We start from the raw sequence: 21,751 nt of genomic DNA on the forward strand, positions 1-21,751 counted from the left end.
GTGGCTGCAACGAAAAACGCCGGCCTCGAAGGGCCGGCGTTTCCTGCGAAGTCGAAGCGGATCAGTTGCCGCCGAGGGTCTTGGCGACCTCGGCCGCGAAATCCTCTTCTTTCTTCTCGATGCCTTCACCGACGCCCATGCGCACGAAGGACAGGATCTCGACCCCGGCCTCTTTCGCGGCTTCGCCAACAGTGATGTCGGGGTTTATGACGAATTTCTGGCCGAGAAGCGTGACCTCCTCGAAGAATTTCTTCATCCGGCCCTTGATCATGTTCTCGATGATGTTTTCGGGCTTGCCGGATTCGCGGGCCTGCTCGGTCAGGACGGATTTCTCACGCTCGACCAGGGCCGGGTCCAGATCCTTCTCGGAAAGCGAGGCCGGGTTGGTCGCGGCGATATGCATGGCGATCTGCTTGCCGATCTCGGCGTTTTCGCCCTTCAGCGCGACCAGCACGCCGATCTTGCCCATATTCGGCGCGGCAGCATTGTGGACGTAGGAGACGACGCTGTCGCCCTCGACCTTGTCCATGCGGCGCAGTTCCATCTTTTCGCCAATCTTGGCGACAGCATCGGTGACGACCTCGTTCACGGTCTTGCCGTTCAGTTCGGCATCACGCAGCGCGTCGACGGAATCGACCTTCAAGGCGGTCTCGGCAATGCCGCGCACCATATTCTGGAATTCTTCGTTCTTGGCGACGAAATCGGTTTCCGAGTTCACCTCGACGGCAACACCCTTGCCACCCTCGACGGCAACGGCAACGAGACCCTCGGCAGCGACGCGGTCGGCCTTCTTGGCCGCCTTTGCCAGACCCTTGGTGCGCAGCCAGTCCACTGCGGCATCCATGTTGCCGTCATTCTCGGTCAGCGCCTTCTTGGCGTCCATCATCCCTGCGCCGGTGGTCTCGCGCAGTTCCTTCACCATCTGAGCGGTAATCGCCATGTGGCTTCTCCTTCTATGGGGATCGGACGGGGCATAGCCCCGCCCGGTAACAATTCGGTAACGACGAGATCAGGCGTCGGATTCGGCGGAGACGGTCTCTTCGCTCTCGGCGACTTCCTCGGCCGGAGCTTCGGAGAGCGCGCCAAGATCGACGCCCGCAGCGCCCATCTGCGCCGACATGCCGTCCAGTGCCGCCCGGCTGGCCAGATCGCAGTAAAGCGCGATGGCGCGGGCCGCGTCGTCATTGCCGGGGATGATGTAATCCACCCCCTCGGGCGAGCAGTTCGTATCGACGACCGCAACGACCGGGATGCCCAGCTTCTTCGCCTCGGCGATGGCCAGGTCTTCCTTGTTGACGTCGATCACGAAAAGCAGGTCCGGCAGGCCGCCCATCTCGCGGATGCCGCCCAGCGAGGCTTGCAGCTTGGCCTGCTCGCGCTCAAGCTGGAGACGCTCTTTCTTGGTCAGGCCCTCGGCGCCCTGCGACATCGTCTCGTCAATCTGCTTGAGACGGTTGATCGACTGCGACACGGTCTTCCAGTTGGTCAGCGTGCCGCCGAGCCAGCGGTGATTCATGTAGAATTGCGCCGATTTTTCAGCCGCATCCGCGATCGGCTTCTGCGCCTGACGCTTGGTGCCGACGAACAGCACACGGCCGCCCTTGGCCACGGTCTCGCGCACGGCGTTCAGCGCCTGGTCCAGCATCGGGACGGTCTGGGTCAGATCGACGATATGGATGCCGTTGCGGTCGCCATAGATATATTCCGACATCCGCGGGTTCCACCGCTGAGTCTGGTGACCGTAGTGAACGCCAGCTTCGAGCAGCTGACGCATGGAAAATTCGGGAAGCGCCATGTCCATTTCCTTTCCGGTTTGCGCCTGGGCAGAGGATCTCAGGGTTGCCCCCAACCGGTGGACCAGACCGGGATGTCTCCCCGGAACGGCCCGCCTCTGCCTGTGAAGTGGGGTGGCGCTTAGACCATCCTTTCCAACAAGGCAAGCCCCGTCGGCGAGCAAGGCCAGCTTAGATCAAGTTTTACGCGTTTGACGCGAGAGAAACCGTCGCAAGGCGCGTATTTTCGGGGCCCGGTCAACCGAAACTTAACCCGCATTGCCCTAGAACGGCCGAAACGGAATGACGCGAGGGGACGCATTCATGTGCAACATCTTCCAGAACCGGCGTCGGGACGCCAGGCCACTATGACAGATGCCCTGACCCTTCCCGAAAGACTGGATCTGACCGCAGCAAAACCCCTGGCGCGCGACCTCGCCGCAATGACCGGCGCGATCCGGCTCGACGCCTCTGGCGTGACGCATCTGGGGGGGCTTTGCCTGCAAGTGCTGCTTGGCGCGGCGCGGGGCTGCCGGGCCTCTGGCCGCGGCTTCTCGATCACCGACAGATCGCCCGATTTCGATGCCGCGCTGGCGCTGTTCGGCGTCGACCTGGAACTGCTCGCTGAGGAGGCAGGCTGATGAGTTTGAAGATTCTCGCGGTGGATGACAGCCGCACCATGCGCGACATGCTGCGCATCTCGCTGACCGGGGCCGGCATGAACGTGACCACCGCCAATGACGGCGTGCATGGGCTCGAGGTGCTCGAGGCGTTTCAGCCCGATGCGATCATTTCGGACGTGAACATGCCGCGGCTCGACGGGTTCGGCTTTATCGAGGCCGTGCGCAAGATCGACCATCTTCGCGCCACTCCGATCCTGATGCTGACCACCGAAAGCGCGCCGGAACTGAAGGCAAGGGCCCGCAATGCAGGTGCAACCGGCTGGATCGTCAAGCCATTCGATCCGCAAAAGCTGGTCAGCTCGCTCAAGATGGTCACAGGCTGAGGGGGCGCCATATGTCCAATGACCCGATGGCGGAGATCCGCGCCTCTTTCTTCGTCGAATGCGAAGAGTTGCTGGAAAGCCTTCAGGATTCGCTGAACCTCATGGATGAGGGCGCGCATGACGCGGAAACCATCAATGTGGTGTTTCGCGCGGTGCATTCGATCAAGGGCGGTGCCGGGGCCTTCGGGCTGGATGCGCTCGTGGCCTTCGCGCATCGCTACGAGACCGTCCTGGATGAGCTTCGTGCGGACCGGATCACGCTGACGGCCGAGGCGATGAAGCTCTTTTTCCAGGCCGCCGACATGTTGCAGGATCAGGTTCGCGCGGCCAGCGAAGGCGACGACGAACCGCCAGGCGCCGAGGAGGTGCTGACCGCGCTGGAAGCGCTTCTGGGCGAAGACGGCCTGCCCGTTGAAGAAGAGGTCGATTTCACACCGGCTGGGCTCACCCTCGATTTCGGCGCTCCGAGCGCGGGCGAGGACGCCACGCCGATGGCCATGCAGGACGACACCATTGGCGCCGACGCCACCGACGAGGCGTGCTGGGCCGTATCATTCACCCCGGCAGCGGGGCTCTATCAAAGCGGCAACGAAACATTGCTGCTCCTGCGCAGCCTCGCCGAGTTGGGCCGCTGCGAAACCCGCTGCATCGTGCCCGACCCGCTGCCTGCCCCGTGCGAAGACACCGCCGAAACGCCTCTCCTGTCGTGGCACGTGATCCTGCGCGGCGATGTGACCGAGGCCGATATCGGACAGGTATTCGATTTCGTCTCCGACGTTTGCACATTGGAAATCACCCAGGCGACGCCCTCACGTGACGCGCTCGGCAGCAGTTTCCTGATGATGAACGCCAATTCATCCGATCCCGCGTCGCCTGCAAAGCCTGAGCCCGCACCGGGCCCGACGCTCAGCCTCGTCGCCGAAAAGCCTGTCCCGGACGAGGCCAGAGCTTCTGCGCCTGCGGCCGATACCCGGCGCCCGGCAGAAATGCCATCGGGTCCCCCGGCAAAGCCGGCCGCCAAAGCCGCGAAAGCCAACGCCGCGGCCGAGCCGGGGGCGACGGTCCGGGTGGATCTGGAAAAAATCGACCGGCTGGTCAATCTCGTCGGCGAGCTGGTCATCAACCAGGCGATGCTCGCGCAGAGCGTGGAAGAGGCCGGTGTCGGCCATCACACCGACGTCATGAGCGGGCTGGAGTCCTTCATGACGCTGACCCGCGACATCCAGGAAAGCGTGATGATGATCCGCGCCCAGCCGGTCAAGCCACTGTTCCAGCGGATGGGCCGCATCGTGCGCGAGGCCTCCTCCAGCGTTGGCAAGGAGGTCAGGCTCAAGACCGAGGGCGACTATACCGAGGTTGACAAGACGGTGATCGAGCGTCTTTCGGACCCGCTGACACATATGATCCGCAACGCGGTTGATCACGGGCTGGAAACGCCCGAGAAACGTCGTGCCGCCGGCAAGCCCTCCGAGGGGGTGATCCTGCTTTCCGCGAGCCATCGCGCCGGTCGCGTGCTGATCGAGATCGAGGATGACGGCGCCGGCATCGACCGCGACAAGGTCCGCGATATCGCCATAGGAAAGGGGCTGATCCCGGCAGACGCGCAGCTGACCGACACAGAAATCGACAATCTGCTGTTTCTGCCCGGCTTCTCGACGGCGTCCCAGATCTCGGCCCTGTCGGGACGCGGCGTCGGGATGGATGTGGTGAAAAGTGCAATCACCGCCCTGGGAGGCCGGATTTCGATCACCAGCACTCCCGGTCAGGGCACGAAGTTTTCCATCTCGCTTCCGCTGACACTCGCCGTTCTCGACGGCATGGTCGTGCAGGCTGCCGGCCAGACACTGGTCGTCCCGCTCTCTGCCATTGTCGAGACCGCAAAGCTGGAAAACAGCAATATCCAGCGCCTGGCTTCGTCCGGCGAGATGATGCAGATCCGCGGCGAATTCGTGCCGCTCTTCGATCTGGGCCGCCAGCTCGGCTTCCGAAACGGGCGCGACGGCGCAAAATCGGGGATCATCCTGCTGACCTCACAGGATGACGGCAAGCGCGCCGCGCTGATCGTCGACGCCATCATGGAGCAGCGCCAGGTCGTCATCAAGGGCCTCGGGCAGAGCTATGGCAACATCCCCGGCGTCGCTGCGGCAACCATCCTCGGCGACGGGCAGATCGCGCTGATTCTCGATCCCGCGGATCTCACCCATCCCGGCAACCGACTTCCAGTCAACGAACTCAAGGCAGCAGGGTAAGCCCATGACCGACACAGCGCATCTCACCCATGATGAGGATCTCGAGCTTCTCTCCTTCCGCATCGGCGAACAGGAATATTGCGTCGACATCATGTCCGTCCGCGAGATCCGCGGCTGGACCAAGGCGACGCCGCTGCCCTATTCTCCACCCCATGTCAAAGGCGTCATCAATCTCCGCGGCACCGTGCTGCCGGTGGTGGATCTGTCGGCGCGGCTGGGAATGGACGCAATCGAGCCGGTCGAGCGCAACGTCATCGTCGTGGTCAGCATCGGCGACGAGATGGCCGGGCTTCTGGTCGACGCGGTCTCTGATATTCTGACCGCCCCGCGCGAAGACATGCAGAGCCCGCCCGATATCGGCGCCGACCCGTCGTCGCGCTGCGTGGAATCCTTGCTTCTCGTCGAAGGCAAGCTGATCCGCGTCCTGGATCTTTCGGTGGTTCTGCCGCGCGACACCCGGGACGCGGCATGAATCACCCTGCCTTCTCCTCCGTCAGCTGGTCGATGAACGACCAGGAATTCGAGCAGTTACGGAAAACCATCTATGCGTATTCCGGGATCGTGATCGGGCCGGAGAAGCGCAGCATGATCCGCGCCCGTCTCCAGAAGCGTCTCGCAACACTGAAGCTGACGTCTATGGCAGAGTATCTCCGGCTGGTCGGCGGGGTCGCCGGCAGCGCCGAGCGAGAGCATTTCATTTCATCGCTGACCACCAATGTGACCAGCTTTTTCCGCGAGAAGCATCACTTCTCGATGCTGACAGACCGGATCCTGCCCGGGGTGACGCCCGCACAGCCGCAAGGCGCGAAAACCCTGATCTGGTCGGCAGGTTGCAGCAGCGGTCAGGAACCCTATTCCATCGCGCTGAGCATTCTCGACCGCCGTCCAGAGCTGGCCGAGCGGACGCGTATCCTGGCCTCCGACATCGACAGCTGCATCCTGTCCAAGGCGCGCAGCGGCCGCTATCGCCGCAGCGACCTGACAGCCGTCCCGCCCGAAATGCAGGCCCGCTATTTCCGCCCGGTGCATGAACCGGCGGCATCCGAAGAGATTGAACTGGCCGCACCCGTCCGCTCGATGGTGGAGTTTCGGCAGGTCAATCTGAACTCGGCCTGGCCGGTCGCGCAGGGATTCAGCGTCATCTTCTGCCGCAACGTCGCAATCTATTTCGATCAGGACACGCAGAGATCGCTCTGGCTGAAATTTCACGCATCGCTGAGGCCCGGCGGCTGGCTGCTGATCGGTCATTCCGAGCGTGTGCCAGCCGAGATGCATCACCTGCTGCGCCCAAGCGGGATCACCGCCTATCAGAAACCGAACTGACCAGCTCCGGAGAGAGAGATGAGCCTCAAAGATCAGATCCATATCCTCGTCGTCGACGACATGTCGACCAGCCGAGGTCTCATCGTGCAGGCGCTCGAGACGATGGGCATTGCGAATATCCATCATGCGGCAAGCGGGCCGGAGGCGCTCGACCTCATCGCGAAGAAGCCAGCGCATCTGGTGCTGTCCGATTACAACATGCCCGGCATGGACGGGATCGAGCTGCTGCGCCATCTGCGTGGAAATCCCAAGACGAAGGGGGTCGGATTCATCCTGATCACCGGCAAGGCGGACAAGGAAATCGTGGATAGCGGCAAGGCTCTGGGGATGAATAATTTCATCAAGAAGCCTTTCGGCGCGCCGGATCTGAAAGCCTGTCTCGAAGCCGTGGTCGGTCGCCTATGACGATGCCGCAAGCTCAGTTTCCGGTGGTGCGGATGCTGGAAAACACCGCCTTCGTGCTGGCCGATGCGGCAGGCGATGCCCGCGCGGTGCAGGCGCATCTGACCGAGGTGCTGGCCTCGAACAGCGATGAGAGCGTGCAGCCCTTCGACGTGATGCTGTTGCAGGCGCTCGATCGTCTGACCCAGTCACTCGAGGATGTTTCGGGCGTTTTGCACTCGGTCTCGGCCCTGCCGCTTCCGGGCGATCTCGGCGATGGCGATGCGGTGCTCGGCGAGGTCAAGCTCGAACAGGTCCGCCGCGCCCTGACCGATGGAAGGGCCGCCCTGCCGCAGGAAGGAGAGGCGGAGTTTTTCTGAAGCCGCGAGCCGGAGAATTCGAGGAGGAAAGGGGGTGCCGCTCGATGCCGAGCATCCGGGCGCGGGATCGCCGGTTGCGGGTTTTGCTGCAAGTTCGGACTCGATAGGGCGCCGCTCCAGGCCAGCCGGCTTTTCCTGTGTTTGCTGCCCGACGCCGCTCTTCTTTACTGCCTGTGGCCCCTGCGCATCGCAACTGATCGCAACAGATCGGGTCGAGAAAGCGCGCAAAGCGGCGAAGCTCGCAAATAAGGGACGGCGCTCCTGTTCGTCTTGCGACCCGGCGCATCGAAGCCCGCCCGCCTCCGGAAAATTCCAGCGGGCTCAGAACTCAAAAGGCTCTACGCTGTTGCGGCGGCCGAGGGTGAAGGCGTCGGCGGCCAGCACCATCGGCGACAGATCCACATCGGACGCGCCGTCGCGCACCAGCCCGGCCATGCGGGCATAGAGCGCGGGATACTCGCCCATGATGCTGTCCGCGCCGCCAACGCGCGCACCGTCGATTTCCAGCACGTTGCCGCCCATGCGCAGCGCGAGCGTGCCTGTCCCTGTCTCGAACTCCATGTCCCAGGTCTGCGGCCCCTCCTGACGGAAATCGAAATCCGCCTCGATGTTGCTGCTGAAGGCCAGCCGCGCAGCGATGGGAGCCTGGCGGTTCTTGGGGAAATCCAGCTCGGCCCATGCGAGATGGACCGGGTCCGGCAAAATTTCGGTCAGGATCGAGAGCGCATTGATGCCCGGATCGAACACGCCCATCCCGCCGGCATTGAAGATCCACTCCTGCCCGGGATGCCATTTGCGCACATCCTCGCGCCAGGTGATCCGACCGCCAAGGATACGCTGCCCGGACAGGTGCGATTTCGCGGGCGCGACCGCTTCGGCCATGCGGCTGTGCCAGGTCGCGAACAGACTCACCCCCTGCCGTTCGGCGAGGCGTTTCAGCTCATGCACTTCAGAGAGCGTCGCGCCCGGCGGCTTTTCCAGCATGACATGCCGCCCTGCCCTGATCGCGGCCTCGGCGGCGGCAAAGCGCGGCACCGGCGGCAGGCAGAGGCTCACCGTCTCGATATCGGGCCGCGCCTGCAACATATCCTCGATGCGGAGAAAATCCTGCACCTTCTCGACCTTGCCACTGCGAGAGACGGTCGCGGCCAGTTCCCAGTCAGGGCTGCCGGCGAGGGCCGGCACATGCTGATCGCGTGCAATCTTGCCGATTCCGACGAGTGCGAGTTTCATCAATGGCTGTCCCGTCCCACCGGATTGCCCCGGCATCCCTGAAGAAAATCCAGATCGGCGCCGGTATCGGCACCCATCACATGCTGCTGATGCAGCCAGGCATAGCCGCTTTCAGCCTGCTCGTGGCTGGGCTGCCACTCGGCCAGCCGCGCGTCAAGCTCGGCCTCGGAAATCTCGAGATGCAGACGCCGGTTCGGCACGTCCAGCTCGATCATGTCGCCATCGCGGACGACCGCCAGCGGACCTCCCGCCGCCGCCTCGGGCGATGTATGCAGCACCACCGTGCCATAGGCGGTCCCGGACATGCGCGCATCCGAAATCCGCACCATGTCGGTGATCCCCTTCTTCAGCAGCTTCGGCGGCAGGCCCATATTGCCGACCTCGGACATGCCGGGATACCCTTTTGGACCGCAATTCTTCAGAACCATCACGCAGTTTTCGTCGATGTCGAGCGCGTCGTCGCCGATCCGCGCCTTGTAGTCGTCGATATCCTCGAAAACCACCGCACGCCCGCGATGGGTGAGCAGATGCGGCGAGGCGGCCGAGGGTTTCAGGACCGCGCCCTTCGGCGCCAGATTGCCGCGCAGCACGGCGATGCCGCCTTGCGCGGTCAGCGCCTTGTCAAGCGGCAGGATCACATCCTCGTTGTGATTCACGACGTCGCGGACCTCGTCCCATATTGTCGTGCCGCTGACCGTCAGCGCGTCGCGATGCAGCTGCCCGCCCTCGCCCAGACGTTTCAGCACGACGGGCAGGCCGCCGGCATAGAAGAACTCCTCCATGAGATACTTGCCCGACGGCATCAGGTTCACGATGGTCGCCACGTCGCGCCCGCAGCGGTCCCAATCATCCAGATTGAGATCCAGACCGACCCGCCCGGCAAGCGCCAGCAGATGAATCACGGCGTTGGTCGAACCGCCGATCGCGCCGTTGGTGCGGATGGCGTTTTCGAAAGCCTGTTTGGTGAGGATATCCGAGGGCTTCAGATCGTCTTTCACCATCTGAACGATGCGCCGCCCCGAAAGCTGCGCCATGACACGCCGTCGGCTGTCCACGGCGGGAATCGCGGCATTGCCGGACAGCGCCATGCCAAGCGCCTCGGCCATCGAGGCCATCGTGCTGGCCGTGCCCATGGTGTTGCAGCTGCCCGAGGAACGGCTCATGGATTGTTCGGCCTCCAGAAACTCGCCCTGCGTCATCTCGCCGGCCTTCACCGCCTCGGAGAATTTCCAGAGATGCGTGCCCGAGCCGACACGCTCTCCGCGGAAATAGCCGTTCAGCATCGGCCCGCCGGTGACCACGATGGAGGGAATATCGGTCGAGGCCGCAGCCATCAGCAGGCTGGGCGTGGTCTTGTCGCAGCCGACCAGCAGAACCGCCCCGTCGATGGGCTGGCCGCGGATCTGTTCCTCGATCGACAGGGCGGCGAGGTTGCGGAACATCATCGCGGTCGGGCGGAAAGTGTTTTCCGACGCCGAAAAGACCGGCACTTCGACGGGAAATCCCCCTGCCTCCCAAACGCCCGCCTTCACCTTTTCGGCCAGTTCGCGCAGATGGCCGTTGCAGGGCGTCAGGTCCGACCATGTGTTCAGGATCCCGATCACCGGGCGGCCGTCGAAAAGGTCATGCGGATAGCCCTGATTCTTCAGCCAGCCGCGGTGATAGATCGTGTCGCGCGAGGTGCCGCCGAACCATTCCTGAGAACGCAGCTTGCGGGGCCATTTCGCCGGGGTAAAGCTCATATTGTCTCTCAGAGTGTTGCGACCGCGACCGGAGCCGGATCGTGGTTTTGCTGGGTCAACACGTTGCGCAGCGGCAGGCCGAAGGCGGGACAGGCGATCTCGAACTCGTCGCCGGGCCGGGTGGACACGCCGTCGGCGAAGGACAGCGTCGCGGTGCCGAAGAAATGCACATGCACGTCCCCGGGCTGGCGGAACTGGTCGTATTTGAAGTGATGATGTTCCAGATTGGCGAGGCTGTGAGACATGTTCGCCTCGCCCGACAGGAACGGCTTTTCCCAGATCGTCGCGCCATCGCGATACAGGCGGCTGTGGCCCTCGACGTGGTCCGGCAGCTCGCCGATCAGCAGCTCGGGGCCGAAACTGGCCGGCCGCAGCTTGGAATGGGCGAGCCAGAGATAATTGCCCCGCTCGGTCACATGATCCGAGAATTCATTGCCGAGCGCGAAGCCCATGCGGAACGGAAGCCCATCATCGGCGATGAGATAGATCCCGGCGATCTCCGGCTCTTCTCCCGCATCGAGCGCGAAGCCGGGCGAGCGAAGCGCCGCACCCGGCGCCACCGCTGCGAAGCCGTTTCCCTTATAGAACCATTCGGGTTGCGCACCGATCTCACCGGGTTGCGGCTTGCCGCCCTCCAGCCCCATGCGGAACATCTTCATCGAGTCGGTAAGATCCTCGGCTGTCTGCTCCTTCTGGTGCATCGCATCGCGCGTCGCGGCCGAGCCCAGATGGGTCAGGCCGGTGCCGGTCAGATGCAGATGCGCCGGATCGGGATGATCGACCGGCAGCAGGATCCGCCCCTCGGACAGCGCGGTGTGAAGGTCGACCGCGTCGCCCTGCCCGCGCTGCGTCACCTCGGCGGCGAGGCTGCGTCCCGCGGCGATGGCGGCGAGGGCCAGATCACGGCTGGTCTTGGCACCGGGGACGATATGGGCTGCGTCGCCCTCGCGGCACGCCACCGCACGGCTGCCATCCGGCAGCTTCAGTTGCGAGAGATGCATCACTCAGACCTCTTTGTTCTTGTTGTAGACATCGAAGAACACGGCGGCGAGCAGCACCAGGCCCTTGATGACCTGCTGGTAGTCGATGCCGATGCCGAGGATCGACATGCCGTTATTCATCACGCCCATGATGAAGGCGCCGACCACCGCGCCCACGATCTTGCCCGAGCCGCCGGCCATGGATGCCCCGCCGATGAAGACGGCGGCGATCACGTCCAGTTCCACCGCGAAGCCGGCCTTGGGCGTGGCGGTGTTCAGCCGCGCGGCAAAGATCAGCCCGGCGAGCGCGGCCAGAAGTCCCATATTCACGAAGGTCAGGAAGGTCAGCCGCTCGGTCCTTATGCCCGAAAGCTTTGCGGCCTTGGCATTGCCGCCGACGGCATAGACGCGGCGGCCCAGCGTGGTGCGTTCGGTGACGAAGACATAGACCACCGTCAGGATGACCATTGACAGAAGCACGTTCGGAAGCCCCCGGAACCACGCCAGTTTCCAGGTCACGAACAGCAGCGCCGCAGCGACGATGGCATTGCGGATCAGGAACAGCCCCCAGGGCTCGTCCTCGATCCCATAGCGGCTGTTGCGGGCACGTGTGCGCAGGCCCAGCCACAGGATCAGCAGCACCGCCACGGCGCCGACGGCAAGGGCCAGCGCATTCGGGCGGCCGACGCCGAAGAGATCCGGGATGAAGCCGGTCGAGAGCGCCTGGAAGCTGTTCGGGAACGGGCCGATCGACTGACCCGCCAACAGCCATAGCGACAGGCCGCGAAACACCAGCATCCCCGCAAGCGTCACGATGAAGGAGGGAATTTTCCAATAGGCGACGAAATAGCCCTGCACCGCCCCGATGGCCATGCCGGTGATGAGGCAGCCGATGATGGCGACGCCGACCGGCAGATCCCAACTGACGATCATCACCGCCGCAAGCGCGCCGATGAAGCCCATCACCGAGCCAACCGAGAGGTCGATATTGCCGCCGACGATCACCAGCAACATGCCGAGAGCCATGATGATGATATAGCTGTTCTGAAGGAACAGATTGGTGATGTTGACCGGGCGCAGCAGCACCCCGTCAGTCACGACCTGGAAGAAAACCATGATCGCGATAAGCGCAAAGAGCAGCCCGTATTCGCGGAGATGCCGTCCGATATACGCGCCGATGCCGATGCCGGTAGCGCGATCTGCCTGTTCCATCCCTATTCCCCCTTGTCCCGGACGATCAGCGACATGATCGATTCCTGGCTCGCCGCATCCGCATCAAGCTCGCCCACGAAACGCCCCTCGTTCATCACATAGATGCGGTCGCACATGCCCAGAAGCTCGGGCATTTCCGACGAGATCATGATGACCGCCTTCCCCGCCGCGCTGAGCTCGTTGATGATGCTGTAGATTTCATATTTCGCGCCGACATCGATGCCGCGCGTCGGTTCGTCGAGGATCAGCAGTTCCGGCTCGGTGAACAGCCATTTGGACAGCACCACCTTCTGCTGATTGCCGCCCGACAGATTCATCACTTTCTGAAACACCGACGGCGTGCGGATGCGCATCGCGCTGCGATATTTCTCGGCCACCTCGGTTTCGCGGTTCTCATCGACCACGCCCCGCGTCGAAACGCCGTCGAGATTGGCCAGAACCGTGTTGCGCCGGATCGTGTCCTCGAGGATGAGACCAAGCGTCTTGCGATCTTCGGTGACATAGGCGAGCCCGGCATTGATCGCGCGATCCACCGTCGAGACATCGACGGGCCGACCATGCATCAGCGCCTCGCCCGAGATATTGCGGCCATAGGACCGCCCGAACACGCTCATCGCCAGCTCGGTCCGGCCCGCGCCCATCAGCCCGGCAATGCCCACCACCTCGCCGGCGCGGACATTCATCGACAGATCCTCGATCACCTGCCGGTCGGCATGTTCGGGGTGGAAGACATTCCAGTTGCGCAGTTCGAAGACCAGTTCGCCCGCCCGCCGCTCGCGTTCGGGATAGCGATGCGCCATGTCGCGCCCGACCATGTCGCGGACGATCCGGTCCTCGGTCAGATCACCCCCGCGCGCATCGATGGTGGAAATCGTCGCGCCGTCGCGGATCACGGTCACGCTGTCGGCCACGCGGCGCACCTCGTTCAGCTTGTGGCTGATGATGATCGAGGTGACGCCCTGTTCCTTCAATTCCAGCAGAAGATCCAGCAACGCCTGGCTGTCCGATTCCGACAGCGCGGCGGTGGGCTCGTCCAGGATCAGCAGCCGCACGTTCTTGGACAAGGCCTTGGCGATCTCGACGAGCTGCTGCTTGCCGACGCCGAGGCTGTCGACCTTGGTGCCGGGCGCCTCGCGCAGCCCGACCTTGGCCAGAAGCCCCTCGGTTCTCTGAAAGGTTTCGGGCCAGTTGATGACACCGCCGCTGGCCTGTTCATTACCGAGGAAGATATTCTCGGCAATCGACAGAAGCGGCACGAGCGCGAGTTCCTGATGTATGATGATGATGCCGCGATCCTCGCTGTCGCGAATGCCGCGAAACTCGGCCTGATCGCCGTCATAGACGATCTCTCCGTCATAGCTGCCGACGGGATAGACGCCCGACAGCACCTTCATCAGGGTCGACTTCCCGGCGCCGTTCTCGCCGCAGATGGCATGGATCTCGCCCTCGCGGACCTCGATGCTGACATTGTCCAGCGCTTTCACGCCCGGAAATGTCTTGGTGATGTTGCGCATTTCGAGAAGCGCGGTCATGGGCAGCCTCCGCTGGCAGAGACGGGGCCGCGGCGATGCGCGGCCCCGATCCGGGTCACTCGATCTCGCTGGCTTCGTAATAGCCGGAATCGAGCAGCACCTCTTCCCAGTTCGAGGCATCGACGCCCACCGGCTCCAGCAGGAAGGAGGGCACGACCTTGACGCCGTTATCATAGGTTTCGGTGTCGTTGATCTCGGGCTCGCCGTCGTTCAGCAGCGCCTCGACCATGCCCACCGTGACGCGGGCGAGTTCGCGCGTGTCCTTGAACACGGTCGAATACTGCTCACCGGCGATGATCGACTTGACCGACTGCACCTCGGCGTCCTGACCGGTGACGATGGGCATCTGCATATCCCCCGAGCCGTAGCCCACGCCTTTCAGCGAGGACAGGATACCGATCGACAGCCCGTCATAGGGCGAGAGCACGCCATGCACCTGCTTGTCGGTATAGTTTGCCGACAGGATGTTATCCATCCGCGCCTGCGCCGTGGCCGGGTCCCAACGCAGCGTGCCGACCGTGTCCATGCCCATCTGGCCCGAAACGATCTCGATGCTGCCATCGTCGATCATCGGCTGAAGCACCGACATCGCGCCGTCATAGAAGAAATAGGCGTTGTTGTCGTCAGGGCTGCCGCCGAACAGTTCGACATTCCAGGGCGAGACGTCGGGGAAACGCTCTTCGAGGCCCTGCACCAGCGAATTGGCCTGCGTCACGCCGACCTGGAAATTGTCGAATGTGGCGTAATAGCTGACATCCGGCGTATCGCGGATCAGCCGGTCATAGGCGATCACCTCGATCCCCGAGGCGGCGGCATTGGCAAGCGCGTTGGACAGGGTGGTCCCGTCAATGGCCGCGATCACCAGAGCATCGACGCCCTTGGTAATCATGTTCTCGACCTGGGCGAGCTGGTTCGGGATGTCGTCCTCGGCATATTGCAGATCGGTCTCGTAGCCCGCCTCTTCGAACTGCTTGACCATGTTGTTGCCGTCATCGATCCAGCGGGCCGATGATTTCGTCGGCATCGAGATGCCCACGGTCTGCGCCATGGCCGCCCCGGCCAGCGTCGAGACGCCAAGCGCCAGCGCAACCGCTGCGTTTCTGATCTTCATGATTGTCCTCCCTGCGGCGGTCCCTGCCGCGCCTTTTTGGATTGGCACCCTGAAAACGGGCTCCGGGAAAAGCGTAGCAATGGGGTGTCATATGGGTAAAATGAGATTCAGCACAAACTGCATAGCAAAGATGGTATGACGACCACCCCCTCGCGCCTGATGCTCAAGCCTGCGCAGCTTCGGCTGATCCATGAGATTGCCGAGACCGGCCAGCTTCAGCTTGCCGCCGAGGCATGCGCCATGACCCAGCCAGCGGCCTCGCGGATGCTTGCCGAGACCGAGCGTCAGGTCGGCGCGCCCCTGTTTCTGCGTCAGCCGAAAGGCATGGCCTTGACCGAGATCGGCCGCAACGTGCTGCGTCGCGCCCGCGTGATCCTGCGCGAGATGAGCAGCATGGCCTCGGATATCCGCGCGCTGCGCGGCGGGCTGGCTGGTTCGGTGCATATCGGCGCGGTGACGGGACCGGCGGTCGGCTATCTCGTCTCGGCGATCCGCGAGGTGAAGCAGGAATCGCCAGAGGCGGATATCACCGTAGATGTCATGCCCTCGCGCGAGTTGCTGGCCGGGCTGATTGCCGGAGAGCTCGATTTCGTTCTGGCCCGCATCCTGCCGGAGTTCGAAAATCGCGACCTGAACATCCTGCCTATGCGGGATGAAAAGGTCAGCATGATCGTCCGCGCCGCGCACCCGCTGGCACGTGCGCCAACCGTGACCCTGACCGAGCTGTCCGATTACGAATGGATCATGCAGCAGCGCGGTGCCCCGATCCGCGAGGCGACGCTGAATGCGTTTGCCGCGCTGGGCCTGGCCGAGCCGTGCAACATCGTCAACAGCCCGTCGCTTCTGCTGACCATCGCCTATCTGGCCCAGAGCGACGCCATCGCCCCGATCTCTGACGAGGTGGCGCAGCTTCTGCTCGCCCCGCCGGTGAGTGCCGGCTTCGCCCTGTTGAGGATGCGCCGCGAAATCCGGGTATCGCCCTATTTCCTGCTGAGCCTCAGACGCCGCCCTCTCTCGCCTCTGGCCGCCCGGCTGCGCGACAGCGTGGCACGGCACGCACCGGATGGGCTAGCGATGCGGCCTGGCGGCGCAGGGTGAAAGCGCCAAACCGGGTTCGAAGCGAAATTCCGCCGATCGAGAATTATTTTTCTAACTATTTAGGCGAGAAGCCTGTGTGGTGCGCACAAGAGATCAAATTTCTGCGACTGCACCAGGAAATTGTGACGTCCTCATGACAAGGCTCTGATTTTTCCGGATTCTTGGAAATTCAAAGATCATGGAACCCATAGGTTCCAAGGTGAAAACTCATACGTTAGCGCAACCGGAAAGAGTAATCTGCCGCTATTTCGGTGTATAACTATACCGACCGGTTCGTTCTACCTCACATTTTTACGCTGCAGTGCAGCACTTTACAGACTCACTTCGCATGACTAATTGGCGCCTTATACCTCGTTAAGAGAAGTTAACGCGGCCTGCGATAATATGAGCGGGCGCCCAACAGAATGGTGAAGTGCTATGAATAGCATGTCAAATCATACAATTAGCGGCGGTCGTATCTACGGCGGCAGCAATCTTAATAACAATGGGCCGGTCGGCGACTGGTATCGCAAAGGCGGCAAACGCGCCTTTGACGTTATTGTCAGCCTTATGGCTCTTATGGTTCTTGTTCCGATACTGGCAGTGCTCGGATTCATAATTTTTCTGCACGATCGCGGTAAACCTTTCTTTGTCCATAAGCGGCTTGGACAGGACGGCAAGAGTTTTGGTTGCATCAAGCTGCGCTCGATGGTCGCCAATGCGGAGTCGCGCCTGAACGATATTCTTGCAAGGTCGCCTGATGCAAAGCGCGAATGGGATGAAACCCAGAAACTGACGAATGACCCGCGCGTCACGAAAATCGGAGACTTTCTGCGCAAGACCAGCCTCGACGAATTGCCGCAGCTGGTGAACGTGCTGAAAGGTGAAATGAGCCTTGTCGGCCCCCGCCCCATCGTGCGGGACGAGTTGCCGCGCTATGGCGACGCCGCACCGGCCTATCTGAGCCTGCGCCCCGGTCTGACCGGTCTGTGGCAGACCACCGGCCGCAACGATGTCAGCTATAGCGAGCGGGTCCAGATGGATGTGGCCTATGCACGCGACATCTCGCTGGTGGAAGACCTGCGCATCATGGTCATGACCGTCGTCACCATGATCAAGCGGACCGGTAAGTAACGCCGCCGCGATATGACCCTTGGGGCGGGCGTGGAAGCGCCAGCCCCACCCCCAGGGCGATCCAGCCGCCGAAAAAGCGGAAACTGTCGATACTCGCCCCCAGCAGCATCCACCCGATCAGCGTCATCGTCACCGCCAGATGCATGCGGCCCAGATAGGTCGCCCCATCCGCGTAGTAGAGCGACCGGAACAGCGTCGGCAGGATGATCGCCAGCCAGAGCAGATAGCCGACCACGCCGACCTCGGCGAGAAGCCGCACATGCAGTGAATAGGCGGGCGGCCATGCCAGCTCGATATCGGCCTCGGTGACATAGCTGCGCACCTCCCAGCTCCGCATGGCTTCCATCCCGACATGCGCCGGATAGTTGAAGCCGTATTGCCCGAAGCCGACGCCGAGGACGGGGCGTTCCTCGAACATCGACACGCCGGCCTCGATGGCGGCGAGACGGGTGACATTGGAATAATTCTCGGTCACGCCGGGCGTCGTGTCGATCAGCCCGTCGGTGCTGCCATATTCGATGAGATTGGCGATGTCCTCGGTCACGCCGCGCTGAATATCGGGAACGCTCATCACCACCAGAAGCCCGATAAACCCCGCCGTCACGAGCTGGATCATCTGATCGCGACGCCGGCGCAGCAGGGTCCAGATCAGCACGAGGAACTGGAAACCGATGACCAGCATCGCCGTGCGCGACTGGGTGAGCACGAGCGCCGTCGCGACAAAGGCGCCGTAGAAAAACAGCAGCGGGGTCGATGCTCGGGTCATGGCGAAGGGAAAGATGAAGGTCAGCATCACCGCCGCCCACGAGGCTTCGAAGGTCGTCAGCCGCATCCGGATCGGGTAGAACTCGCTCTCTTCGCCGTGGATCACCGCGGATGCGGCATCGTGGATCTGCGTCAGCAAGGGGATGTCGTACCAGGACGAGACCTCGAAGAAGCCAACGACGGCCATCGTAATCAACCCCGCCGCAGCCCCGCGCGAGATGTCGCGCGCCTGACCGTAGCGGACCAGATTATAGAACATCAGCGCGACCACCGGGCCAAGCGCCACCATCATGCCCTGGGTGATGACCCGGCTCATTCCGCCGCGCCCCTTGAACATGGCGACGGAAATCTCGTCGTAATTGACCACCACGCTGGCGACGATTACGCCGATGAACCCAAGAAACAGAAGGGTGAAGCCGGTCGGAAACGCAATGATCGAAGGTCTCCGCATGAACAGCAGAAAGGCCACGGGGATCATGTAGATGAAACCGTCCTTGGCCAGCTCGCCCACGGGAAGGATCGGCGGCAGGTCGTTGAAGACGGTCGCCACGACCATCAGGACGACCACCGCGCGCGGCACGAGACGGCCGGCCGCGGTCTCGGTCATCGCCAGACCTTCTTCTTGATCGAGGTTAGCCAGTCGAAGGGGATCGCCATGAAGGCCAGCGTGCGCGCGATACCCAGATAGCTATGCGGATCGGTCCAGCCGAAATTGTCCCGCTGCACCCGCAGACGCGAGACCAGGTTGCGCTTGCGCTTGGCCGCCGTGGTCCCGGTTTCGCTGACGATATACTGGGTCAGCACCTCGGGAATATTGGCGATGCCGTGGCGCTTGGCCATGCGCACGAAAAGATCGTAATCCTCGGCGGTGCGATACCGGTCGGAATAGGGTCCGATCTCGCGCAGCGCCTCGGTGCGGATCATGATCGTCGGGTGCAGAAGTGCGGGCACGTAGCGCTGGCGCCGAAGCATCTTGGCCGGATCGGTCGGAAAGCGCAGCGTGAACAGATATTCACCATCGTCATTCACGCAGCGCGCCCAGGTTCCGACCATGCCGATATCGGGATTTTCTTCCATGAAGGCGAACTGCTTTTCAAACCGGCCCGGCAGGGGCAGGTCGCCGCAATCGAGCCGCGAGATATAACGGTAGCCGCGCGCGAAAATCGTCTCGATCCCGGCATTAAGCGCATTCTCGATACCCTGATTACGATCCAGCCGCTGCAAGGTCACCTCATGCGCCCCGGCGTGATCGGCCGCGTTCATTGGCTCGGGCGAGCCGTCATCGACAACCACGATGTCAAAGGGAAATTCGATCCCTGCCAGCACATCGAGGGTCTCGGTCAGCCCTTGCTGATCCTTGAACACGGGGATCAGCACGCAGATATCGGGACGCACAGCCTCGTGGGGGGGCAGCGAGGCGAGTTCGGCGCTCGCCAGATTGGCGGCGCCTGCCCTGCCCGCGGCGCTTTCCTCGCTGTCGGTCATGCACCAGCCTCCTGCAATCGGGCGGCGCGGCGGCGCTGACTGCCGAGCCGGATCATGGCGACGGTCAGACCGACAAGGAAACCCGTCATCAGCCCGAGCGCCAGGATCACCGGCTTGGCGTTGAACCCGCTCGGACGTGTCGGCACCACGGCGGGCGAGAACAGCTGCACGGTGATCTCGGGCTCGCCCATCCGGCTCTGGATCTGGCGATGTTCCAGCAGAAGCTGCTCATAGACGACGGCTGTGGCCTCCACCTCGCGCTCGGCCTCACGCTGGCGGGCATAAAGCGCGGCATTCTCGGCGATCGCCTCTTCCTGCTCGCCCTCGACCCAGGTATCCGAGCGCTGGCTCAGCAGCCGCGCCCGCTCGCGCATGGTCTGAGCTGTCTGTTCCGCGGCTTCCAGCCGGTTGGTCAGCTCGGTGATCTGCACTTCGAGATTATCCATCATTTCCTGATAGACCGCGTTGCGCAGCTCGACCCGGTAATTCAGATAGCCCTGCGCAACCGCATTCGCCGCCCCGGCTGCGAGCACGGGGCTTTCGGCGTTGTAGCGCAGATTCACCACGAAGGACCGGCCGCTATTGCTGGGATCGAGATTTTGCCCAAGATTGCGCAGCAGCCCCTTGCGGCGCTCTTCCTCGGTGGGTTCGGTCTCGCGCGGCTCGTCTGGCGGATAGGCAGCCTCGTCCAGCAACGCCAGAAGCTCGGGCGACATCGCCTCAAGCGCATGATTCAGCACCACCGGCGTGCCGATGATCTCGACCATGGTCGAGGTCGCGGTGGCATCCCCGACCTCGTCAGCGGCGTCTTCATTGATGGTGATGAACCCGGCGCGCGACGCATCCGAAATCAGCCGCGCGGTCGCAGAATAGGTTTCCGGAAGCTGCGTGGCGACGAAATACGCCCCGCCGCCAAAAGCCAGAGTGAGGATCAGCACCAGGAAGAAATACCGCCGAAGCGCGACGAACACATCGCCGATGGTGAAGGAATGGGGGACTTTCTGCATCTTAGACTTCCGAACGAAGGGACGGGGCGGCGGCGCTTTGCGGGATGTGGTTGCGGGCGGAACGCCGCGTCGGCGTTTCGCGTTCCCGGCACGGTCGCGGCCGAGACATCGCCTTAATGCGGGCGGTGAAACCGACGCCCATGTCGTAACCTTTCAACAACCGATCAGCCCCGGAAAATCATCCGCGCCTAAAGGATGCTCTTAACGCAGTTTAACGTCCGAGGTCGAGCGACGATGAACCGTTGGCAAAGACACAACCGAGTGAACCGGCACCGATGGCGTGAGAACGTCGCGTCAGGAACCGCCCCCATCGGGCCGGGGTCTCGCGCCCTGCCCCTCATTGCCGGTCGCAAGACTGGCGCAGATCCGCTTCGCCTCTCGGGTGAGATCCTGCCAGCGTGACAGCACGGGTCCGGCAGGGGTTTCGTCACAGGCACGCCGCTTGCGCATTCGCCTTTGCAACGCCGCATATCCCCTGGGTCCGAGCGCCATGCTGACCGCGCGGCGCGCAGTTTCCTTCGGCGATACCGGCGGAAACAGCGTCCGCAGCAGCGCCAGCGAAGCCGCGCCGATTCGCCCCGAATCCTGCAGGCGCCAGACCCGATCCTGAAGGTGATATCCGGATTTCGCCGCGCGCGACCAGTCATGGCTTTCGCGCAGATACCACTGATGCGACAGGTCTGCGGTCTCGGCCCCGCTGGTAAGGCGGTGATCCGCCGGGGTCTCTTCCTTGGCGATGCCCGGCACGTCCGAAATCTCGAACCCGATCCCCGCCCGATCGAGCCGCATGGCCAGATCCGTGTCCTGATTGACCCGAAGCGTCTCGTCGAACGGAAACTCGGCTGCGATTGCCGCGGGCATCGTCAGCATCGAGGTCTGCACGCGCCCCGCATCGCGATAGGCATAGTCGACCAGGCTGCTTCCCGCGCGCCATTCCGGCTGATGCACCTCACGGATTTCGCCGTGGATATGCAGCACCGCGCCGCTGACCAGCACCTTGCGGTCGTTCTCGTGGCGGGCATAGAAGCTGCGGATCTCGTCATAGCGGCCCGGCAGCCAGATATCGTCGGAATCGAGAAAGCTCACATGGCTGCCCGTCGCCTCGCGCGCGCCGCGATTTCGGGCCGCCGGTCCGCGCAGCTGGCGGGGCTGGCGCAGAACCCTGACGCCTTGCCCTTCCAGCCAGCCATACTCTGCCGAAAGATCCCGATCCGACGCGTCATCCACAACGATGATCTCGATCGCATCCTCGGTCTGATCGCGCAGCGACAGCACCGCGCGCAGCAGCATATCGGCCCGGTTCCGGTTCGGAATAACCACAGAGAGTTTGAAATCGTCTTTCACTTCAATATCCTGCGCGAA

General features: G+C 63.0%; 21 protein-coding genes. 9 read left to right on the plus strand and 12 right to left on the minus strand.

The features are described 5' to 3' along the window. Positions 1 to 61 precede the first annotated feature (61 nt). Positions 62 to 940 carry a translation elongation factor Ts gene (tsf, locus tag PAF18_RS07010; protein ID WP_271117883.1) on the minus strand — a complete coding sequence of 293 codons (879 nt, stop codon included), beginning with the start codon at positions 938 to 940 and terminating at the stop codon, positions 62 to 64. A gap of 69 nt (positions 941 to 1,009) precedes the next feature. Further along, positions 1,010 to 1,801, minus strand: a complete 792-nt coding sequence (gene rpsB / locus PAF18_RS07015) for a 30S ribosomal protein S2 (RefSeq protein WP_271117884.1) — start codon at positions 1,799 to 1,801, stop codon at positions 1,010 to 1,012. A gap of 339 nt (positions 1,802 to 2,140) precedes the next feature. On the opposite strand from rpsB, the gene PAF18_RS07020 reads away from it, so the two are divergent. The 7 genes from PAF18_RS07020 to PAF18_RS07050 are packed head-to-tail and all read left to right on the plus strand — an operon-like array spanning position 2,141 to position 7,111. Then, the gene (locus PAF18_RS07020; RefSeq protein ID WP_271117885.1) at positions 2,141 to 2,413 is read left to right on the plus strand and encodes an STAS domain-containing protein; all 273 of its coding nucleotides are present in this window, start codon (positions 2,141 to 2,143) and stop codon (positions 2,411 to 2,413) included. Then, positions 2,413 to 2,778, plus strand: coding sequence for a response regulator (locus PAF18_RS07025; protein ID WP_271117886.1), 366 nt, complete (start codon positions 2,413 to 2,415; stop codon positions 2,776 to 2,778). The genes PAF18_RS07020 and PAF18_RS07025 overlap by 1 nt, the downstream gene beginning before the upstream one ends. 11 nt (positions 2,779 to 2,789) lie before the next feature. Further along, complete coding sequence (locus PAF18_RS07030; protein WP_271117887.1) at positions 2,790 to 5,027, plus strand: chemotaxis protein CheA; 2,238 nt, start codon at positions 2,790 to 2,792, stop codon at positions 5,025 to 5,027. 4 nt (positions 5,028 to 5,031) lie between these two features. After that, positions 5,032 to 5,499, plus strand: a complete 468-nt coding sequence (locus tag PAF18_RS07035) for a chemotaxis protein CheW (protein WP_271117888.1) — start codon at positions 5,032 to 5,034, stop codon at positions 5,497 to 5,499. After that, positions 5,496 to 6,350: a CheR family methyltransferase gene (locus PAF18_RS07040; protein WP_271117889.1), complete on the plus strand. Its 855-nt coding sequence runs from the start codon at positions 5,496 to 5,498 to the stop codon at positions 6,348 to 6,350. Before PAF18_RS07035 ends, PAF18_RS07040 begins: the two co-directional genes overlap by 4 nt. Positions 6,351 to 6,368: 18 nt before the next feature. Beyond that, on the plus strand, positions 6,369 to 6,755 hold the full coding sequence (locus tag PAF18_RS07045; RefSeq protein WP_271117890.1) for a response regulator: 387 nt from the start codon (positions 6,369 to 6,371) through the stop codon (positions 6,753 to 6,755). Further along, complete coding sequence (locus PAF18_RS07050) at positions 6,752 to 7,111, plus strand: hypothetical protein (RefSeq protein WP_271117891.1); 360 nt, start codon at positions 6,752 to 6,754, stop codon at positions 7,109 to 7,111. Before PAF18_RS07045 ends, PAF18_RS07050 begins: the two co-directional genes overlap by 4 nt. A gap of 321 nt (positions 7,112 to 7,432) precedes the next feature. Here PAF18_RS07050 and PAF18_RS07055 read toward each other — a convergent pair whose 3' ends face one another. From PAF18_RS07055 to chvE, 6 genes are read right to left on the minus strand one after another with little or no spacing between them, the layout of a single operon-like run. Next, the gene (locus PAF18_RS07055; protein ID WP_271117892.1) at positions 7,433 to 8,344 is read right to left on the minus strand and encodes a Gfo/Idh/MocA family protein; all 912 of its coding nucleotides are present in this window, start codon (positions 8,342 to 8,344) and stop codon (positions 7,433 to 7,435) included. Further along, the gene (gene araD / locus PAF18_RS07060; RefSeq protein WP_271117893.1) at positions 8,344 to 10,086 is read right to left on the minus strand and encodes an L-arabinonate dehydratase; all 1,743 of its coding nucleotides are present in this window, start codon (positions 10,084 to 10,086) and stop codon (positions 8,344 to 8,346) included. The genes PAF18_RS07055 and araD overlap by 1 nt, the downstream gene beginning before the upstream one ends. 8 nt (positions 10,087 to 10,094) lie before the next feature. Then, positions 10,095 to 11,087, minus strand: a complete 993-nt coding sequence (araD1, locus tag PAF18_RS07065; RefSeq protein WP_271117894.1) for an AraD1 family protein — start codon at positions 11,085 to 11,087, stop codon at positions 10,095 to 10,097. Between the two features lie 3 nt (positions 11,088 to 11,090). Next, a complete protein-coding gene (gene mmsB / locus PAF18_RS07070) occupies positions 11,091 to 12,278 on the minus strand; it encodes a multiple monosaccharide ABC transporter permease (protein ID WP_271117895.1) in 1,188 nt (395 codons plus the stop codon). Between the two features lie 2 nt (positions 12,279 to 12,280). Next, on the minus strand, positions 12,281 to 13,810 hold the full coding sequence (gene mmsA / locus PAF18_RS07075) for a multiple monosaccharide ABC transporter ATP-binding protein (RefSeq protein WP_271117896.1): 1,530 nt from the start codon (positions 13,808 to 13,810) through the stop codon (positions 12,281 to 12,283). A gap of 55 nt (positions 13,811 to 13,865) precedes the next feature. Beyond that, positions 13,866 to 14,921, minus strand: a complete 1,056-nt coding sequence (gene chvE / locus PAF18_RS07080; protein WP_271117897.1) for a multiple monosaccharide ABC transporter substrate-binding protein — start codon at positions 14,919 to 14,921, stop codon at positions 13,866 to 13,868. Positions 14,922 to 15,056: 135 nt separating this feature from the next. On the opposite strand from chvE, the gene PAF18_RS07085 reads away from it, so the two are divergent. Further along, complete coding sequence (locus tag PAF18_RS07085; RefSeq protein ID WP_271117898.1) at positions 15,057 to 16,019, plus strand: LysR family transcriptional regulator; 963 nt, start codon at positions 15,057 to 15,059, stop codon at positions 16,017 to 16,019. A gap of 417 nt (positions 16,020 to 16,436) precedes the next feature. After that, positions 16,437 to 17,132 (plus strand): sugar transferase, encoded by a 696-nt coding sequence (locus PAF18_RS07090; protein ID WP_271117899.1) that lies wholly within the window; start codon positions 16,437 to 16,439, stop codon positions 17,130 to 17,132. Here PAF18_RS07090 and PAF18_RS07095 read toward each other — a convergent pair. The 4 genes from PAF18_RS07095 to PAF18_RS07110 form a co-directional block, all read right to left on the minus strand. Next, a complete protein-coding gene (locus tag PAF18_RS07095; protein WP_271117900.1) occupies positions 17,113 to 18,504 on the minus strand; it encodes an O-antigen ligase family protein in 1,392 nt (463 codons plus the stop codon). The genes PAF18_RS07090 and PAF18_RS07095 overlap by 20 nt on opposite strands. Next, on the minus strand, positions 18,501 to 19,382 hold the full coding sequence (locus PAF18_RS07100; protein ID WP_271117901.1) for a glycosyltransferase: 882 nt from the start codon (positions 19,380 to 19,382) through the stop codon (positions 18,501 to 18,503). Before PAF18_RS07100 ends, PAF18_RS07095 begins: the two co-directional genes overlap by 4 nt. Further along, on the minus strand, positions 19,379 to 20,389 hold the full coding sequence (locus tag PAF18_RS07105; protein ID WP_271117902.1) for a Wzz/FepE/Etk N-terminal domain-containing protein: 1,011 nt from the start codon (positions 20,387 to 20,389) through the stop codon (positions 19,379 to 19,381). Before PAF18_RS07105 ends, PAF18_RS07100 begins: the two co-directional genes overlap by 4 nt. A gap of 294 nt (positions 20,390 to 20,683) precedes the next feature. Beyond that, positions 20,684 to 21,733 (minus strand): glycosyltransferase family 2 protein, encoded by a 1,050-nt coding sequence (locus tag PAF18_RS07110; RefSeq protein ID WP_271117903.1) that lies wholly within the window; start codon positions 21,731 to 21,733, stop codon positions 20,684 to 20,686. Between the last annotated feature and the right edge of the window lie 18 nt (positions 21,734 to 21,751).

Source organism: Paracoccus sediminicola (genome assembly GCF_027912835.1).
GTDB classification, from domain to species: Bacteria; Pseudomonadota; Alphaproteobacteria; order Rhodobacterales; family Rhodobacteraceae; genus Paracoccus; species Paracoccus sediminicola.

Excerpts from the sequence above, each read along its gene's own strand:
- tsf (WP_271117883.1), bottom strand. The coding sequence starts at position 940 with ATGGCGATTACCGCTCAGATGGTGAAGGAACTGCGCGAGACCACCGGC.
- rpsB (WP_271117884.1), bottom strand. The coding sequence starts at position 1,801 with ATGGACATGGCGCTTCCCGAATTTTCCATGCGTCAGCTGCTCGAAGCT.
- PAF18_RS07020 (WP_271117885.1), top strand. The coding sequence starts at position 2,141 with ATGACAGATGCCCTGACCCTTCCCGAAAGACTGGATCTGACCGCAGCA.
- PAF18_RS07025 (WP_271117886.1), top strand. The coding sequence starts at position 2,413 with ATGAGTTTGAAGATTCTCGCGGTGGATGACAGCCGCACCATGCGCGAC.
- PAF18_RS07030 (WP_271117887.1), top strand. The coding sequence starts at position 2,790 with ATGTCCAATGACCCGATGGCGGAGATCCGCGCCTCTTTCTTCGTCGAA.
- PAF18_RS07035 (WP_271117888.1), top strand. The coding sequence starts at position 5,032 with ATGACCGACACAGCGCATCTCACCCATGATGAGGATCTCGAGCTTCTC.
- PAF18_RS07040 (WP_271117889.1), top strand. The coding sequence starts at position 5,496 with ATGAATCACCCTGCCTTCTCCTCCGTCAGCTGGTCGATGAACGACCAG.
- PAF18_RS07045 (WP_271117890.1), top strand. The coding sequence starts at position 6,369 with ATGAGCCTCAAAGATCAGATCCATATCCTCGTCGTCGACGACATGTCG.
- PAF18_RS07050 (WP_271117891.1), top strand. The coding sequence starts at position 6,752 with ATGACGATGCCGCAAGCTCAGTTTCCGGTGGTGCGGATGCTGGAAAAC.
- PAF18_RS07055 (WP_271117892.1), bottom strand. The coding sequence starts at position 8,344 with ATGAAACTCGCACTCGTCGGAATCGGCAAGATTGCACGCGATCAGCAT.
- araD (WP_271117893.1), bottom strand. The coding sequence starts at position 10,086 with ATGAGCTTTACCCCGGCGAAATGGCCCCGCAAGCTGCGTTCTCAGGAA.
- araD1 (WP_271117894.1), bottom strand. The coding sequence starts at position 11,087 with ATGCATCTCTCGCAACTGAAGCTGCCGGATGGCAGCCGTGCGGTGGCG.
- mmsB (WP_271117895.1), bottom strand. The coding sequence starts at position 12,278 with ATGGAACAGGCAGATCGCGCTACCGGCATCGGCATCGGCGCGTATATC.
- mmsA (WP_271117896.1), bottom strand. The coding sequence starts at position 13,810 with ATGACCGCGCTTCTCGAAATGCGCAACATCACCAAGACATTTCCGGGC.
- chvE (WP_271117897.1), bottom strand. The coding sequence starts at position 14,921 with ATGAAGATCAGAAACGCAGCGGTTGCGCTGGCGCTTGGCGTCTCGACG.
- PAF18_RS07085 (WP_271117898.1), top strand. The coding sequence starts at position 15,057 with ATGACGACCACCCCCTCGCGCCTGATGCTCAAGCCTGCGCAGCTTCGG.
- PAF18_RS07090 (WP_271117899.1), top strand. The coding sequence starts at position 16,437 with ATGAATAGCATGTCAAATCATACAATTAGCGGCGGTCGTATCTACGGC.
- PAF18_RS07095 (WP_271117900.1), bottom strand. The coding sequence starts at position 18,504 with ATGACCGAGACCGCGGCCGGCCGTCTCGTGCCGCGCGCGGTGGTCGTC.
- PAF18_RS07100 (WP_271117901.1), bottom strand. The coding sequence starts at position 19,382 with ATGACCGACAGCGAGGAAAGCGCCGCGGGCAGGGCAGGCGCCGCCAAT.
- PAF18_RS07105 (WP_271117902.1), bottom strand. The coding sequence starts at position 20,389 with ATGCAGAAAGTCCCCCATTCCTTCACCATCGGCGATGTGTTCGTCGCG.